This is a genomic window from Bradyrhizobium sp. NBAIM01 (genome assembly GCF_020194115.1).
Taxonomy (GTDB): Bacteria; Pseudomonadota; Alphaproteobacteria; order Rhizobiales; family Xanthobacteraceae; genus Bradyrhizobium; species Bradyrhizobium yuanmingense.
This window is the reverse complement of sequence record NZ_JADYVU010000011.1, coordinates 65895-81643: the sequence shown is the minus strand read 5'-3', so window position 1 is coordinate 81643 and position 15749 is coordinate 65895. Positions and strand designations below refer to the sequence as shown.

Below are 15749 nucleotides of genomic sequence, written 5' to 3'. Positions count from 1 at the left end.
ATTCCGCGTTGCAGCGCGAGGCGCGGTCGTCGCAGCGTTCATCCGTTCATTGACATTCCGTCTCAATTTTTGCTGCGCGCAGCCGCGCTGCATCCGGCGCGCTTCTCACGATGGGCAGATGTGCTAACCTTTTTGCGCCTGTCGTCCCGACGGGCTCAAGACTTCGCCTCTCGACTAGCAAAAGAAAATAATGCGCAGCCCTGACGGCTGCCTTAGGGGAGTGATGCGATGACATCGATGTTCCATCGATCCGTGTTGGCGCTTGCGGCCGTGGCCCTTCTCGCGGGGACCGGCGCCGGCAACGCGCAGCAGCAGGACAAGAACAAGCCGCTGAAGAAATACGATTCCAGCACCAAGGAGTTCTGGACCCATCCGCCGGATGACTGGTTCCTCGGTGACGAGACCGAGGCGCAGAAGGGCCTCGCGCCGCCGTCGGGCCCGCCGACCGGCGCCTCCGACGCCGAGCTCGCCAACATCGTCAAGAAGATCAAGCTGCCGCCGGGCTTCAAGATCGAGGTCTACGCCTCCGGCGTGCTGGCCGCGCGGCAGATGGCCTGGGGTGACAAGGGCACGTTGTTCGTCGGCTCGTTCGGTCTCGGCAACGTCTATGCCATCAAGGACAACAACGGAAAGAAAGAGGTCAAGACCGTCCTCAAGGGCCTGAACATGCCCACCGGTCTCGCCTTCAAGGACGGCGCGCTCTATGTCATCGCCGTCGACAAGCTGATCCGCTACGACAACGCCGAAGCCAATCTCGACAATCTCGGCCAGGGCAAGGTCGTTTATGACGACATGCCGTCCTATGCCGCGCATGGCTGGAAGTACATCGCGGTCGACAAGGAAGGCTGGTTCTTCCTGCCGTTCGGCCCGCCCTTCAACATCGGCATTCCGCCGACCAGCGTGTCGCAGATCCGGCGCGTCGATCCCAAGACCGGCAACGCCGAAATCTGGGCGCTCGGCGTCCGCAACTCGGTCGGCGGCGACGTCGATCCGCGCACCGGCAAGCTCTGGTTCACGGAGAATGCCCGCGACTGGATCAGCGATGATCTGCCCTCGGACAAGCTGAACATGATCAACCGGATCGGCGAGCATTTCGGCTATCCCTATTGCCATCAGGGCAATCTGCCTGACGACAAGTTCGCGATGGGCCACAAATGCTCCGAGTTCACGCCGCCCGTACTGAACCTCGGTGCCCATGTCGCGCCGCTCGGCATGAAGTTCTACACCGGCGATCAATTCCCCGCCGACTACAAGAACAACATCCTGATCGCGGAGCACGGCTCCTGGAATCGCCACAAGTATCAGGGCGCGCGCATCGTGCGGGTGATCGTCGGACCCGACGGCAAGAACCCGAAGCGGGAGGTCTTCGCCTCCGGCTGGCTCGAGGGTGACCAGGGCTATCTCGGCCGTCCCAACGACATCATCATCGCCAAGGACGGATCGATCCTCGTGGCCGACGACTGGGCCGGCGCGATCTATCGCATCAGCTACAGCAAGAAGTAGCGCGACCTGACGGAGAAGCTGCGGCGGCCGCGAGGTGCCGCAGCCTCCTTAATTTTAAAATCTCATGCTGTCGTTCCGGATTGCGCGGTAGCGCAAGTCCGGAACCCATAACCCCGGCTCGTGGTTATGGATTCCGGGCTCGTGCTCCGCACGCCCCGGAATGACGAGCTCGATAGATCGGAATCCTTCCCCATGCGCCGGCAGTTCATTTCGCACGCAATCAGCGTGTTTGCGCTCCTGACGCTCGGCGCCTTCCCAGCCGATGCCGCCGACAATGCCGCGATCAAGGAGAAGGCCGCCGCCTGCTCCGGCTGCCACGGCGAGAACGGCATTTCGCAGACCGAGAACATCCCCTCGCTCGCCGGCCAGCCCGATCAATTCCTGCAATGGCAGCTCGTGTTCTTCCGCGCCGGCGCGCGCAAGAACGATCAGATGCAGCCGATCGTGGAAGGGATCACCAATGAGGACATCCGCAATTTCGGCGCTTACTTCGCCTCGCTGACGCCGCCGAAGGGACCCGAGGACGGGGATCCCGACCTGTCGAAGAAGGGCGCGCAGGTTGCCGCCGGCCGCCGCTGCGCCTCATGCCATACCGACAGCTATGCCGGCACCAAGGCGGTGGCGCGGCTCGCCGGCCAGCGCGAGGAATATCTCGTCAAGGCACTGCACGATTACAAGGCCGGCCAGCGTGTCGGCGGCGGTGTCGCCGCGATGGCCGACGTCGCCTATCACATGAGCGATGAGGAAATTACCGCCGTGTCGCACTATCTCGCGCATTTGAAATAGCGCTGAGCTGTTTCGGCAATCGCAGCTCGTCATCCCGGGCTCGCGCGGCGCGCGCCCCGGGACGACACCGAATGTGTGGTTACGCCCTAACCCGCCCGCTGCCTCTCATATGCCTTCAGATGCGTATACGCGATGCGCAGCTTCGGCACCGGCACCTTGGCCGCGTCGGCGCGCGCGATGAGATCGCCGATGACGTGGTCGGCCTCGACAGGCAGGCCCGCCTTGATGTCGCGGAACATCGATGCCGTCAGCGGCGAGCCCTCGGTGGTGAGATTGCCTTTGACGCGATCGAAGAACGGGCCGCCCGGCGGATAGCCGGACGCCGTGGCAATCGCGCTGGTCTCATCCAGCATGCCGAGCAGGAAATCGCGGCCGCCGGGCGCGGCGAGGATATTGCCGACGGACGTCCGCATCAGACTGGTGCTTGCTGCGAGCGAGGACAGGAACACCCACTTCTCCCACATGTCCTGCATGATGTTCTGGCTGGCGCTGGCGCCATTGATGCCGCTCTTGAAGGCCTCGTCGATCGCCTTCACCCGGTCCGACATCCCGCCGTCGCGCTCGCCGTAGCTGAGCGACTGCATCGGCTGGAGCTGCACCACCTCGCGCTTCTCGTTCAGCGTGGCCGCAATGGCGCAGAGGCCGCCGAGCACGCGCTCCTTGCCGAACCTCGTATCCAGCGTGTCGAGATGCTTCATGCCGTTGAGCATCGGGATGATCGCGGTGTTCGGCCCCACCGCCGGGGCAAACGACTTGATGGCATCGTCGAGGTCGAACGCCTTGCAGCTGAGCAGCACGACGTCGAATTTGTCCTTGATCGCGTCGGCTTGAACGGTCGGCGGGTTCTTCAAGGTCACATCGCCGTTCGGGCTCTTGATGACGAGGCCGGCGCTCGCGAGCTCGCCGGCGCGGCGCGGCCTAACCAGGAAGGTGACGTCGCGGCCGGCCTGCAACAGCCTGCCACCAAAATAGCCGCCGATGGCGCCGGCGCCGACCACGAGGATGCGCATGGGAGAACTCCGCTTTTACTATGCGAATGGCGAATAGGGAGTAGCGAATAGTGGGCGCGATTTCCACTCGCTATTCGCTACCCGCCATTCGCGCGCTTCACTTTCCCGACACCATTTCCTCAACTTCGCGCAGCTGCTCCTTGCCGAAGAACATTTCGTTGCCGACGAAGAAGGTCGGCGAGCCGAAGGCGCCGCGGGCGACCGCCTCCTCGGTGTTCTTGATCAGCTTGGCCTTCACCTCGGGTTCCCCGGCGCGGGCGAACAGCTTTTGCGCATCGAGACCAGACGACGCCAGCGCCTTCGCCGCGATCTCGGGATCGTCCATCTTCTTAGGCTCGCGCCACATGTGGTGGAAGGTGGCCTCGACATATGTCTCGAACACGCCCTCGAGCTGCGCTGCGATCGCTGCGCGCATCAGGTTCAGCGTGTTGACGGGAAAGTGCGGATTCCAGACATAGGGCTGGACATGGAAGCGTTTGATGAAGCGCTCGGTCTCGACCTGCTGGAACTCCCGCTTGTTCTTGATGCCGGCGAGCGTCTCGGCCGGCGACTTGTTGTTGGTCGACTTGAAGATGCCGCCGAGCAGGATCGGCACATATTCGAACTTGACGCCGATCCGCTGTTCGATGGCTGGAATCGCCAGATGGCTGAGATAGGCGTTGGGGCTACCGAAATCGAACAGGAATTGCGGGGCGGTGCGGGTCAAAATCATTCTCCCTGGCCTGGCTTTCTGAGCGGCTTTTTCTCATTGTGGCGCAGGCCGCGCCACAGGTCTATCGTTTAATGACGGTCATAATACTTTGACCGTCAGATCAGGCGCTGCATCGCCCGCTTGCGCCACACCAGATGGTAATAGCCCATCTGCAGAATCAACATGGCGCAGAACACGATGGGATAGGCGGCCCACACGCCGGTCAGGCCGACCGTGTGGCTGAGGATGATTGCAGCCGGCAGCTCGATTGCGGCGATCGCGAAGATCGACAGCAGCATCGGCGTCAACGCGACGCCGGCGCCGCGCATTGCGCCCGAGAACACCGTGGCGAGCCCGAACGGCACCGAGCTCCACAAGGCGATGTTGAGCAATCCCTTCGCCAGATCCAGCACGGCGCCCTCGGTGATGAAGATACCGAGCACCGCGCGTGGCGCGAGGTAGATCAGCGCCACCAACCCGCCGGTCAGGACGATATTGAACGCAAGGCCCATCCGCACGATGCCGTCAAGCTGGGCCCGGTCGCCGCCGCCGACGGCCTGGGCGCCGAGGATCGAGACCGCAATCGAAATCGACATCGCCGTGAACTGGGTGTAGCCCATCACCTGGTTGACGGCGCCATAGGCCGCGGTGGCATTCGAGCCGAAGCCGTTGACGAGGCCGAGCAGCACAAGCTCAGCGATCGCCATCACCACCATGCCGATCGCGCTCGGCAGGCCGATCCCGAGGACTTTGCCGAGCACGGCGCCGTTCAGCCGGAGGTGACGCAGCAGCGTCGCATCCGGCGCGAGCGCGTGCTTTCTCCGCAGCAGATAGGCAGCCAGCACGATCAGCGTCAGCGTGTTCGCGATCGCAGCCGCCCAGGCAGGACTGGTGATGCCGGCCACCGGCAATCCGAACGTGCCGCGGATCAGCATCGGCGTCAGGATCAGGCCGATCGCCGTCGACAAGGCCAGCGCCAGCAGCGGTGTCACTCCATCGCCGACGCCGCGGATCATCGCCGTCATCAGCAGGAAGATGAAGCCGAGCGGCATCGTCAACAGCATGATGCGCGCATAGGCGCTGGCTTCATCGAGAATGTCCGCGGGCGTGGCGAGCATCACCATCAGGGGCCGGCTGAAGATCCCGCCAACGAGTGCAATCGCTATCGAGAGCAGCAGGCCGACGGCGAGTGTCGTGCCGACGATGATCTTGATCCGGCCATGCTCGCCGGCGCCGAAGGCCTGGCCGATCAGCACGGTGGCGCCGGTGCTGAGGCCCATGACGAAGGCGAACAGGAAGAACATCACCGGGAAGAACGCCGAGACCGCGGCGAGCGCGCCGACGCCGACCATCTGGCCGAGATAGACGTTGCTGACGGTGCCGAACAGCGATTGCAGCGCGTTGCTCAGCATCAGGGGTGCGAGAAAGCGGAGGAATGTGGTCCAGAGCGGCTTTGCGGCAGACATGGCATTGGCCTTTCATCAGGGCGTGCGAAGCCGTTGCCGCGCAATGCGCGGCTCGGCCGTCGATGGGGCGTGAGAAGCGGCGCGCGGTTTAAGCGCGGTCGCTGTAGGCGAGCTTGACGATGTGGTCGCGGATGTCGGTCGGCCAGTCGGCGATCAGGCCGGTGAAGCGTCGCCGGTCATCCGCGAACAGGGCGCGCGAGGCTTCCTCGAACTGCGGCAGATCGCCGGCCATGGTCGACATGAAGTGGTAGGCCGCATCGCGCGCCTGCCGCTCGCGGTCCTTGTCGCCGCTGGCGCGCCTGGCTTCGTCGACGAGCTTGCGCAGCGCGACCGAAGCGCCGCCGGCCTGTGCGTTGAGCCACTCCCAGTGCCGCGGCAGCAAGGTCACCTCGCGCGCGACCACGCCGAGCTTCGGCCGGCCGCGACCGCGCGGCTCTGCGGGTGCTTCGGTCGCCTCAGCCGACGGCGGGACAAGCTTCGCCAAGCGCGCCAACACCTCGCGATCTCCACCACGCAGATCGAAGTCGATCGATCGGCCCGTGGCGTCCTCGAAGATGATGATTGGCTCGTCCGGCTGTGACGCCACCCGCTTGACGACCAGCGCAACCTCTCCAGCCGGCCCGGACACCAGGCGGCGTTGTCCCTGGAAAGCGGTGAAAAATTTCTGCATTGGAATCATTGCCATTTTGAGGTGCTGGGTTTCTTAATACCCGGGTAAATTACTCGCGTCAATATACCCGGATAAAAATATCAGCAGCGACGGCTCGACAATGTGTTCCCGGGCTGGCACCAACGGCGCGGCCGATGACCACGACCAAGCCTTGAGGACCCCGCGATGCTGACCGTTCACCACCTCAACAATTCCCGCTCGCAGCGCGTGCTGTGGCTGCTCGAGGAGCTGGGCGTTCCCTACGAGATCGTGCGCTATCAGCGTCAGCCGGACATGCGCGCGCCGAAGGAGCTGCGCGCCATCCATCCGCTCGGCAAATCGCCCGTCATCACCGACAACGGCAACACCATCGCCGAATCAGGCGCGATCATCGAATATCTCATCGCCACCTACGGCAACGGGCGGCTGATCCCGCCGCCGAACACGCCGGAGAGGCTGCGCTACACCTATTGGCTGCACTATGCGGAAGGATCCGCGATGCAGCCGCTGCTGCTCAAGCTGCTGTTCACACTGATGCCGAAGCGTGCGCCGGCCCTGCTGCGCCCACTGGTGCGCAAGGTCTGCAACCAGGCGCTGACCGCGCTGGTCAATCCGCAGCTCAAGCAACACATGGACTATTGGGAAGGCGAGCTCGGCAAGAGCGAATGGTTCGCCGGCAGCGAGTTCACCGCGGCTGACATCCAGATGAGCTTTCCGCTCGAAGCCGCCCAAGCTCGCGGCGGCCTCGAGCAGGGCCATCCCAAGGCGATGGCGTTCCTGGAGCGCATCCACGCCCGGCCTGCCTATGCGCGCGCGCTGGAGAAGGGCGGGCCGTATCAGGTCGGGCGGTAAGCTCCCTTACTCCGTCATTCCGGGAGCAGGTTACTGCCCCGCCGCCTCCGCGCCGCGCGTGCGCGGATCGGCTGCGCCCAGCGTTCCGTTCGGCGTCACCAGAATCGAGTTGGCAGATGTCTGCCCCATCGGCTCGAGGACGAGGTGCCCCATCGCCTTCAGTTCCAGCAGCACGCCCTCGGGAAAGCCGCGCTCGACGCGCACTTCATCCGGCAGCCATTGGTGGTGCAGCCGCGGCGCTGCGACCGCGGCCGCAACATCCATCTTGTAGTCGAGCACGTTCACGATCACCTGCAGCACGGTCGAGATGATGCGGCTGCCGCCGGGCGAGCCCGTCACCAGCACCGGCTTGCCGTCCCTCAGCACGATGGTCGGCGACATCGACGACAGCGGCCGCTTACCGGGACCGGGAAGATTCGCTTCGAAGCCGACCAGGCCATAGGCGTTGGAGGCGCCGATTGCCGCGGTGAAATCGTCGAGCTCGTTGTTGAGCAGCACGCCGGTGCCGTCGGCGACGAGGCCGACGCCGTAGCTGAAGTTCAGCGTGTAGGTGTTGCTGACGGCATTGCCGCGGGCGTCGACGACGGAAAAATGCGTGGTGTTGCTGCCCTCACGTGGCGCCGCAGGAGAGGTCACGAGCTCTTTTGACGGTGTGGCGCGTTCGAGGGAAATGTTCGCGCGCAGCTTCGCGGCATAGTCCTTCGCAATGAGGGTCTCGATCGGCGCGTTGACGAAGGCGGGATCACCGAGATAGCGGGCGCGGTCGGCATAAGCGCGCTTCATGGCTTCGATCAAGAGATGCAGCGACGCCGCTGATCCCTGCTTCAGATCGGCCAGAGGGAAGCCCTCGAGGATGTTGAGCGTCTCCATCAGCACGACGCCGCCGGATGAGGGTAGCGGCATCGACACGATGTCATAGCCGCGGTAGCTGCCACGCACCGGCGTGCGGATGACCGGCTGATAGGCCTTGAGGTCGGCCGGCGTCATGATGCCGCCGGCATCGGTCACGGCCTTGGCGAGTTTCTCGGCGACCGGCCCCTCGTAGAATCCCCGCGGCCCCCGTGCAGCGACGGCCGCCAGCGTTTCGGCGAGATCGCCCTGCACCAGCCGATCGCCTTCGCCCAGCGGCGTGCCGTCCGGTCGCGAGAAGATCCTGGCCGAAGAAGGCCAGCGTGCCAGCCGCCGGTGCCAGCCCGGCAGCGTATCGGCCATGTCGTCGCTGACGATGAAGCCATCGCGTGCGAGCCCGATCGCGGGCGCCAGCAGTTGCGCCAGCGTGAACTGACCCGAGCCATATTTCTCGAGCGCGAGCGCAAGGCCGGCGACGGTGCCGGGCGCGCCGATGCCGAGCGCGGAATCCCGTGACTTCGCCACGTCAGGCTTGCCGTCGGTGCCGAGGAAGATCTGCGGCGTGGTGGCGGCCGGCGCGGTTTCGCGATAGTCGATCGTGATGTCTTCATTGCGATCGGCGGAATGGATCACCATGAAGCCGCCGCCGCCGATATTGCCGGCACGCGGATAGGTCACGGCCATCGCGAAGCCGGTCGCGACCGCAGCGTCGATGGCATTGCCGCCGCGCCGCAGGATGTCGGCGCCGATCTGCGCGGAGATCTTCTCCTGCGCCACCACCATGCCGTGCTCGGCGGCGACGGCGCGCACTGCCTCGCGTGCGGGCGGAACATAGCCCTGCCGTGCATCCTGAGCGGTCGCAGGGGCGAGACCGAGCACCAGGACGGCAATGGCGGCTAAAAATCTCCGCCGTGTCGAATATGACGACATCATCGAATTCCCGCCGTGGCGTTGCACCGGTTCACACCCGTCACTGTAATGCTATACCGTTTGCTCTAAGAGAGGCAAAACTGTTCGTGATGGGTGCTGCGTGATGACGACAATCGCTCCGGATGCGCGCATGGCCGGCGTGGCGCGGACCTATCCGCCGCGCGCCGCCGTCGTGAGTTGGATCTTCTTCGATTGGGCCGCGCAGCCATATTTCACGCTGATCACGACCTTCGTGTTCGCGCCCTATTTCGCGACGGCCATTGCGCCAAATCCCGCCGCCGGTCAATCCTTGTGGGGCTTTGCGATGGCGGCCGCGGGCCTTGCGATCGCGCTGTTGTCGCCGGTGCTCGGCGCCATCGCCGACGCTTCGGGCCGCAGGAAACCGTGGATCGCAGGTTTCGGTACGGTGCTTGTGCTGGCGTCTTGCACGCTCTGGATCGGCAAGCCCGGCGATCATGCCGTCATTCCGCTGGTGCTCACCGCAGTTGCGCTCGCCAGCGTCGGTGCGGAATTTGCCACGCTCTTCAACAACGCGATGATGCCGACGCTGGTGCCGCCGGAGCGGATCGGTCGTCTCTCCGGCACCGGCTGGGCCACGGGCTACATTGGCGGCATCGTCAGCCTGATCATCGTGCTCGGCCTGCTCGCCGCCAATCCCGAGACCGGCCGCACGCTGCTCGGCGTCACGCCGCTCTTCGGCCTCGATCCCCTCACACGTCAGGGCGATCGTGCCGCGGGGCCGCTGACTGCGCTGTGGTTCATCATCTTCGTGACGCCGATGTTCCTGTTCACGCCGGATTATCCGGCGAAGCGCCCGCTGGGCGAGGCGTTGCGCGAAGGCCTGTCGGAGCTGAAGCAGTCGATCAAGAGTCTGCCGAGGCAGAAATCGCTCGCGGCATTCCTGCTCGCCAACATGATCTACACCGATGGTCTGGTGTCGCTGTTCGCCTTCGGCGGCATCTATGCCGCAGGCACCTTCGGCTGGCATACGATCCAGATCGGGACGTTCGGCATCATGCTCGCGATCGCCGGCGCGCTCGGCGCCTGGTTCGGCGGCAAGCTGGATGATCGTCTCGGGCCGAAGCGCGTCATCGCCGGCAGCCTGCTGGTCCTGCTGCTGTCGGTGGCCGCGATTCTCCTCGTCGACAAGGACAGCGTCCTGTTCGTCAAGACCGCGCCGCCGCAAGCGGGCGCTGCCCTGTTCTCGAGTACGGCCGAGCGCGCCTATCTCGTGCTGGGCTGCCTGATCGGTGCAGCCGGCGGCCCGCTCCAGGCCGCTTCCCGCACGCTGCTGATCCATCTCGCGCCGAAGGATCGCATCGCGCAATATTTCGGCCTGTTTGCGCTGACGGGAAAGGTGACGTCCTTCATCGGCCCGCTCCTGATCGGCCTGGTCACCGCGCTGACCGCTAGCCAGAAGGCCGGCATGGCCGTGCTGGTGGTGTTCTTCGTTGCGGGATTGGGGCTGTTGATGCGGGTGCGGGATTAGCATCCCCATCGTCATTCCGGGGCGCGCCACTTGGCGCGAGCTCGGAATCCATTTCTCCGCATGGGACCCTGCACAATGGATTCCGGGTTCGCGCTTCGCGCGCCCCGGAATGACAGCAACTCAGTGCCTGAAGTGCCGCGTTCCCGTGAACACCATGGCGATGCCGTGCTCGTCGGCGGCCTTGATCACCTCGTCGTCGCGCATGGAGCCGCCGGGCTGCACCACGGCGGTGGCGCCGGCTTCGATGCAGGCGAGCATGCCGTCGGCGAACGGGAAGAATGCATCCGAGGCCACCACCGAACCCTTGGTGAGCGGTTCGGCGAGCTTCAGCTCGCTAGCAGCATCCTGCGCCTTGCGTGCGGCGATCCGCGCTGAATCCACCCGGCTCATCTGACCCGCGCCGATACCGACGGTGGCGAGATCCTTGGCGTAGATAATGGTGTTGGACTTGACGTGTTTTGCCACCCGGAACGCAAACTTCAGATCACGCATCTCCGCATCCGTCGGCGCGCGCTTGGTGACGACCTTGAACGTCATGTCGTCGACAACGGCGTTGTCGCGGCTTTGCACCAGCAGGCCCCCGGCCACCGTCTTGGCGGTCAGGCCCGGCGCACGCGGATCGGGCAGGCTGCCGGCGAGCAGCAGGCGCAGGTTCTTCTTGCCGCCGATGATGGCGATCGCCTCTTCGCTGGCATCTGGCGCGATGATGACCTCGGTGAAGATCTTGGTGATCTCGCGCGCGCTATCGGCATCGAGCGGACGGTTCATCGCGATGATGCCGCCGAAGGCCGAGGTGGAATCGCAGGCCAGCGCCCTGCGATAGGCCTCGACGAGGTTCGGCCCTTCGGCGACGCCGCAGGGATTGGCATGCTTGACGATGACGCAGGCCGCGGTGCGCTTGGCGTCGAACTCGCCGATGCATTCATAGGCGGCATCGGTGTCGTTGATGTTGTTGTAGGAGAGCTCCTTGCCCTGGAGCTGCCGCGCGGTGGAGACGCCGGGGCGCTTGTCCGGCGTCGCGTAGAAGGCGGCGGTCTGGTGCGGGTTCTCGCCGTAGCGCAACGACTGGATCAGCCTGCCGCCGAAAGCGCGGAAGTCGGGCGCGTCGATCTCGAGCTGACGATTGAACCAGTTCGAGATCGCGGCGTCATACGCCGCAGTGCGGGCATAGGCCTTCGCGGCAAGCCGCCGGCGCAGCTTTAGCGTGGTCGCGCCCTTGTTGGCGGCGAGCTCGTCGAGCACGGCCTGATAGTCCTGCGCCTCGACCACGACGGCAACATCGTCGTGATTCTTGGCGGCGGCGCGGATCATCGCGGGGCCGCCGATGTCGATGTTCTCGATGCAATCCTCGAAGCCCGCGCCTTTGTCGACGGTGGCCTCGAACGGATAGAGATTGACGACGAGCAGGTCGATCGGCGCGATGCCGTGCGCCTGCATCGCCTCCGCATGGTCCTTGTTGTCGCGAATCGCGAGCAAGCCGCCATGCACCTTCGGATGCAGCGTCTTGACGCGGCCGTCCATCATCTCGGGGAAGCCGGTGAGGTCGGAAACGTCCTTGACCTTGAGGCCGGCCGCCGCGATCGCTCTCGCGGTGCCGCCGGTCGAGACCAGCTCGACATCGTGCGCGGCGAGCGCCTTGGCGAACTCGATCAGGCCGGTCTTGTCGGAGACGGACAGAAGGGCGCGGGTGACGCGGCGGGGACGGTCAGTCATGAGCAAGATCCTCTGTTCAGGGAGTGTCTATGCCCAGGCGCGCGGCTTATATGTCCCGCGCTTCCCGATGGTGCTCCATCCAAGGTCGCCAGTCGCGCGAGCGAGCGCTCGATAGCAGCTTTTGGCGTCGCTCTCAACGGGTAGATAGGGCCGGATCGCGCCTGTTTACAACGGAAGTTCCGGCTCGCGCCGGGCGTTGCGGCGGGCATTGGTCACTGCGGGCGAGGCGGTGGAGCGGACAAAGCTCCAGCGGATCGAGGGGGCCTGGCGGGCGTTCTGACGGATCACGATCTGGGCGGTGCGGCGCGGGCCGTCATTGCCGGCCAGGAATACGCTGTCCTCGAGATCGACCTTGTCGTCCAATGCCTCGAAGGTCCAGACGTCGCGGTTCGGCAGCACCAGCATGACGCCGCGCGCATCCGACAGCCGGCTTGCCTTCACTGCGGGATGCAGATGGAAGCGCAGCGCGAAATCGGCATCGGCGCCCTTGAAGCGTCCGCCCTGCGGCGGCGACAGCGCGTCCTCGCCGTCGATGCGCGCGCCGTCATTGGCGATCATCAGCACGCGGCGGTGGATCGCGCCGAACTTGGCGAGATAGCCGTCATGCGAGGTCGTGAGCAGCGTGCCGTTCTGCACGACCTCGCGATAGCTCTCGACCTCGACCGGGCCGCTGGTGACGGGCGCGCCGTGCAGGAGCCGCTTCATCGCCGACATCTCGACGAACTGGCATGACGACGTCTCGTGATAGGTCAGCGTCGAATGCGCCGCCGTGCTGCGCGCGAACGGCCGCCAATTGTCGCGGCCGGTGGTCGGCATGCCGCAATTGGTGACGATGCGGCTGATGCCGGACGACAATTCGAACGAGAGGCAGCCGGCATGGGCGTCGTGACTGACGCCGGCCGGCGGCGGCGGGCCGGTGTCGATGATCACAGTGGTCTGGCCGGCATCGAGGCGCTGAAAGCCGGTATGCGGCATGTTCGCCATCGGCGCGCCGTGGGTGTCGTCATAGGCAAGCAGCGTGGCGAGCAGGTCGGACGAGGTCGCGCTCATGCCGTTGAACAGGGCGAAATTGCCGTCGCCGTGCCGGAAGAAGCGCAGCATCGGCATCATGCGGTCGATCGCATTGAGCAGGGCCGGCGGCGGCGCGATATTGCGCGCGGCAAAAGTCTGCCGCAGCGGCAAGAGGTCGATCAGGAGCTCGATCAGCGCGCCCGGATTGCGCGAGATGTGGCCGCCATCGGGCAGGATCTGCCGCTGCAATTCGTCGGACAGCTTCTTGGAGGCGCTGCGGATGTGACGCGTCTGGTTGGCGAGGCACAGGGACGCATAGCACAGCGCGATCAGCACCTGCAGCTTCGGCACCCCGTCCGGAATGTCGACCATGGTGTAGCGCAGGAAGCGGATCTCGCGCGCCAGCGCCCGCAAGTAACGGCGGTAGAACTTGTTGTCGGTCTCGCTCAGCACCAGCGGCGCCTGCGAGAGCAGCGAGATCACGCGCCTCGCCAGTACGTCGGCGCGCCGCGCGACGGGGCGGCGCTTGTTGGCGGGATTCGAGATCCAGTCCTCGATCAGCGCGCGCGCATTCGCCCGCGTCAGCGCCGTATCGGCGGCGCGCAAGTGCCGCAGCCAGCCGAAGCCGAGCAGCGCAACCTCCCAATCCTCCGACGGCGGCTCGAGGTCGAAGATCGAGCGGCCATGGCAATTGACGATCTTGCCGGCGAAGACGAAGCGACCGGCATAGATCTCGGCAGCGCGAGTCGCATCCGCGGTCCGCAGGTCATGCGGCGCGATGATCAGCCGGTCGGTGCGGCCGGGCCAGACTCGCGACAGCACAACGGAACCGCCGCTCGCGCGCGCGAGCATGTTCCGCGCGAAGCGGTTCATGACCAGCGTCGAGATACGTCTGCGTTGAGCGACCGACACGCCTTGCCTTGATGGGGGAGAGGATCAGTGACGAATCCTTATTAATCCCAAAATCGGACGCCTGACACCACCTTGAACGGCGCGAATCAGGCTCGTGGTCGCAAAATCCAGTGCAAAATCAGGATTTAACGAGCCGGGCCGCGAAAAATCCGTCGAGCCCGCCGAGCCTGGGATCGGCGTTCGGCAGATGGCAGGGCAGGGTGCGCAGGTCGCCGTCCCCGTTGAGGATTTCGTCGAGGCCCGCAACCTCCGATGCCACGATCGGAGCGCGGCGAAGCGCGGGCTCGGCGGCGAGCAGTGCCGCCACCGCCTGCTCGCCCTCCTCCGGTTCCAGCGAACAGGTGCAATAGACGAGCGTCCCGCCCGGCTTGAGCAGCGACACCGACTTGCGCAGCAGCCGCTGCTGGAGCGCGGCCAGGGTAGCGATGTCGGAGTCCTGCCGCAGCCATGCGACGTCGGGATGCCGGCGGATCGTGCCGGTGGAGGTGCAGGGAGCATCGATCAGAATACCGTCGAACGCCTCCGCCGGGCCGGCCCATTCCACGGCGTCAGCGACGACGGTCTCGGCTTGCAGCGACAGCCGCGCCAGGTTTTCGCGCAAACGCGCCACCCGCGCCGGCGAGCGGTCGATCGCCGTGACCTGCGCGCCCGAGAGCACCAGCTGCGCGGTCTTGCCGCCAGGGGCGGCGCAGAGATCGGCAATGGACTTGCCTTTGACATCGCCGAACAGCCGGGCGGGCAACGCGGCGGCGGCGTCCTGTACCCACCATTGTCCTTCGGCGAAGCCGGGCAGCATGGTTACCGCACCATGCAGCAGCATCCGCACCGTTCCCGTCGGCAGCATCTCACCATGCAGGCGGCTTGCCCATTGGGCGGGATCCGATTTCACCGTGAGATCGAGCGAGGGCTCGTGGCCGAGCGCCGATGCCATGTCTCGTGCGGTCGCCTCGCCATAATGAGCGCTCCAGCGCGCGAGCAGCCATGGCGGCAGATCCAGCGATTGCGTCGCGACCTCCTCGACCAGCGCCTTGCCCTCGCGCGCACAGCGGCGCAGCACGGCGTTGACGAGCCCGGCATAGCGCGCGGCGCGGCGGTCGGATTGCACGAGGCGGACGGAGAGATCGACCGCGGCGTGATCCGGCACGTCCATCCAAAGGATCTGCGCGGCGCCGATCAAAAGGGCGCTCTGCGCGCGTGGCGCGTCGGAGGGAACGCCCTTGTCGAGCAGGCGGGACAGCACATGGCCGAGCGTGCCGAGCCGGCGCAGCACGGTGGCGACCAGGCGCCGCATCAGCGCGCGGTCGCGGTCGGCCAGCGTCTTCAGTCCGGGATGGGCACCGCCGCCGTCGAGCTGGTCGTCGAGCGTGCGGTGCTTGTGCAGCACGCCGTCGACGATGTCGGCGGCAATCCGTCGCGCCGCAAGGCCGGGCACTTCGGACGGAGGGACGAAACGTTGAGATGGCATGCGGAAGCAAGGTTCTGAACGAGCGGCAGTTCCGCCGCGATGGGCGCATGCCTTGAGAAGGCGATCTCTGACACGCGAATATGCCAAATGTAAGAATCGCTTGCGGGTTTTTCAGCGCTCCGAGCCGATTTCAGGAATGCGTTATTGGGCATCGCGTTGTGCCCGGTCCTGCGCTAGAAAGCGCGGCGATGAGTGACCCCGTTCCCGATCGCAAGCCGCTGTCGCCGGCCGCCCAGCGCGCGCTGGCCGAGGCCGAGGCGCGCCGGCAGGCTGCGGCCGCCAAGGCCAAGGATGAGGCCAAGAACAAGACCAAGGCGAAGGAGCTGCAGGGGCCGAAGGGGCCCGAGCCCACCCGCTACGGCGATTGGGAGCGCAAGGGCATCGCTTCCGACTTCTGAGCTTGCAGTCGGAGCGGCTGGATAA

Annotated in this window: 13 protein-coding genes and 1 riboswitch; of the genes, 5 read left to right on the top strand and 8 right to left on the bottom strand. The window is 65.6% G+C overall.

Features of this window, described 5'->3' with window-relative positions:
• Positions 1 to 228: 228 nt before the first annotated feature.
• Entirely contained in the window at positions 229 to 1503 is a 1275-nt protein-coding gene (locus tag I6F31_RS28135; RefSeq protein ID WP_036003007.1) for a PQQ-dependent sugar dehydrogenase, read from the top strand.
• A gap of 192 nt (positions 1504 to 1695) precedes the next feature.
• Positions 1696 to 2289: a c-type cytochrome gene (locus I6F31_RS28130; protein ID WP_225186449.1), complete on the top strand. Its 594-nt coding sequence runs from the start codon at positions 1696 to 1698 to the stop codon at positions 2287 to 2289.
• An 86-nt stretch (positions 2290 to 2375) separates the two neighbouring features.
• Here I6F31_RS28130 and panE read toward each other — a convergent pair whose 3' ends face one another.
• The 4 genes from panE to I6F31_RS28110 form a co-directional block, all read right to left on the bottom strand.
• Complete coding sequence (panE, locus tag I6F31_RS28125) at positions 2376 to 3299, bottom strand: 2-dehydropantoate 2-reductase (RefSeq protein WP_057025804.1); 924 nt, start codon at positions 3297 to 3299, stop codon at positions 2376 to 2378.
• A gap of 97 nt (positions 3300 to 3396) precedes the next feature.
• Positions 3397 to 4005 (bottom strand): 2-hydroxychromene-2-carboxylate isomerase, encoded by a 609-nt coding sequence (locus I6F31_RS28120; RefSeq protein ID WP_193374950.1) that lies wholly within the window; start codon positions 4003 to 4005, stop codon positions 3397 to 3399.
• Positions 4006 to 4106: 101 nt separating this feature from the next.
• Positions 4107 to 5456, bottom strand: a complete 1350-nt coding sequence (locus I6F31_RS28115) for an MATE family efflux transporter (protein WP_225186448.1) — start codon at positions 5454 to 5456, stop codon at positions 4107 to 4109.
• Positions 5457 to 5544: 88 nt separating this feature from the next.
• On the bottom strand, positions 5545 to 6141 hold the full coding sequence (locus I6F31_RS28110; RefSeq protein WP_109141984.1) for a DUF2239 family protein: 597 nt from the start codon (positions 6139 to 6141) through the stop codon (positions 5545 to 5547).
• Between the two features lie 150 nt (positions 6142 to 6291).
• On the opposite strand from I6F31_RS28110, the gene I6F31_RS28105 reads away from it, so the two are divergent.
• Positions 6292 to 6957 (top strand): glutathione S-transferase, encoded by a 666-nt coding sequence (locus I6F31_RS28105; protein WP_036038860.1) that lies wholly within the window; start codon positions 6292 to 6294, stop codon positions 6955 to 6957.
• Between the two features lie 30 nt (positions 6958 to 6987).
• Here I6F31_RS28105 and ggt read toward each other — a convergent pair whose 3' ends face one another.
• Positions 6988 to 8739, bottom strand: coding sequence for a gamma-glutamyltransferase (gene ggt / locus I6F31_RS28100; protein ID WP_225186447.1), 1752 nt, complete (start codon positions 8737 to 8739; stop codon positions 6988 to 6990).
• Positions 8740 to 8839: 100 nt separating this feature from the next.
• On the opposite strand from ggt, the gene I6F31_RS28095 reads away from it, so the two are divergent.
• On the top strand, positions 8840 to 10225 hold the full coding sequence (locus I6F31_RS28095; RefSeq protein ID WP_036024247.1) for an MFS transporter: 1386 nt from the start codon (positions 8840 to 8842) through the stop codon (positions 10223 to 10225).
• A gap of 120 nt (positions 10226 to 10345) precedes the next feature.
• Here I6F31_RS28095 and purH read toward each other — a convergent pair whose 3' ends face one another.
• From purH to I6F31_RS28080, 3 genes are all read right to left on the bottom strand, one after another.
• Entirely contained in the window at positions 10346 to 11938 is a 1593-nt protein-coding gene (gene purH, locus I6F31_RS28090) for a bifunctional phosphoribosylaminoimidazolecarboxamide formyltransferase/IMP cyclohydrolase (RefSeq protein WP_225186446.1), read from the bottom strand.
• A 24-nt stretch (positions 11939 to 11962) separates the two neighbouring features.
• A riboswitch (ZMP/ZTP riboswitch) is annotated at positions 11963 to 12044 on the bottom strand.
• 59 nt (positions 12045 to 12103) lie between these two features.
• Entirely contained in the window at positions 12104 to 13822 is a 1719-nt protein-coding gene (locus tag I6F31_RS28085) for a heparinase II/III family protein (RefSeq protein ID WP_036038852.1), read from the bottom strand.
• A 157-nt stretch (positions 13823 to 13979) separates the two neighbouring features.
• Positions 13980 to 15326 carry a transcription antitermination factor NusB gene (locus I6F31_RS28080; protein WP_109141989.1) on the bottom strand — a complete coding sequence of 449 codons (1347 nt, stop codon included), beginning with the start codon at positions 15324 to 15326 and terminating at the stop codon, positions 13980 to 13982.
• A gap of 188 nt (positions 15327 to 15514) precedes the next feature.
• Between I6F31_RS28080 and I6F31_RS28075 the strand changes: the two genes are divergently transcribed.
• A complete protein-coding gene (locus I6F31_RS28075; RefSeq protein WP_036024240.1) occupies positions 15515 to 15724 on the top strand; it encodes a DUF1674 domain-containing protein in 210 nt (69 codons plus the stop codon).
• Positions 15725 to 15749: the final 25 nt, after the last annotated feature.

What these genes read in the sequence shown, in the direction of transcription:
- purH (WP_225186446.1), bottom strand. Translation starts at nt 11,938, where the DNA reads ATGACTGACCGTCCCCGCCGCGTCACCCGCGCCCTTCTGTCCGTCTCC.
- I6F31_RS28105 (WP_036038860.1), top strand. Translation starts at nt 6,292, where the DNA reads ATGCTGACCGTTCACCACCTCAACAATTCCCGCTCGCAGCGCGTGCTG.
- panE (WP_057025804.1), bottom strand. Translation starts at nt 3,299, where the DNA reads ATGCGCATCCTCGTGGTCGGCGCCGGCGCCATCGGCGGCTATTTTGGT.
- I6F31_RS28075 (WP_036024240.1), top strand. Translation starts at nt 15,515, where the DNA reads ATGAGTGACCCCGTTCCCGATCGCAAGCCGCTGTCGCCGGCCGCCCAG.
- ggt (WP_225186447.1), bottom strand. Translation starts at nt 8,739, where the DNA reads ATGATGTCGTCATATTCGACACGGCGGAGATTTTTAGCCGCCATTGCC.
- I6F31_RS28110 (WP_109141984.1), bottom strand. Translation starts at nt 6,141, where the DNA reads ATGGCAATGATTCCAATGCAGAAATTTTTCACCGCTTTCCAGGGACAA.
- I6F31_RS28080 (WP_109141989.1), bottom strand. Translation starts at nt 15,326, where the DNA reads ATGCCATCTCAACGTTTCGTCCCTCCGTCCGAAGTGCCCGGCCTTGCG.
- I6F31_RS28135 (WP_036003007.1), top strand. Translation starts at nt 229, where the DNA reads ATGACATCGATGTTCCATCGATCCGTGTTGGCGCTTGCGGCCGTGGCC.
- I6F31_RS28095 (WP_036024247.1), top strand. Translation starts at nt 8,840, where the DNA reads ATGACGACAATCGCTCCGGATGCGCGCATGGCCGGCGTGGCGCGGACC.
- I6F31_RS28130 (WP_225186449.1), top strand. Translation starts at nt 1,696, where the DNA reads ATGCGCCGGCAGTTCATTTCGCACGCAATCAGCGTGTTTGCGCTCCTG.
- I6F31_RS28085 (WP_036038852.1), bottom strand. Translation starts at nt 13,822, where the DNA reads ATGAACCGCTTCGCGCGGAACATGCTCGCGCGCGCGAGCGGCGGTTCC.
- I6F31_RS28115 (WP_225186448.1), bottom strand. Translation starts at nt 5,456, where the DNA reads ATGTCTGCCGCAAAGCCGCTCTGGACCACATTCCTCCGCTTTCTCGCA.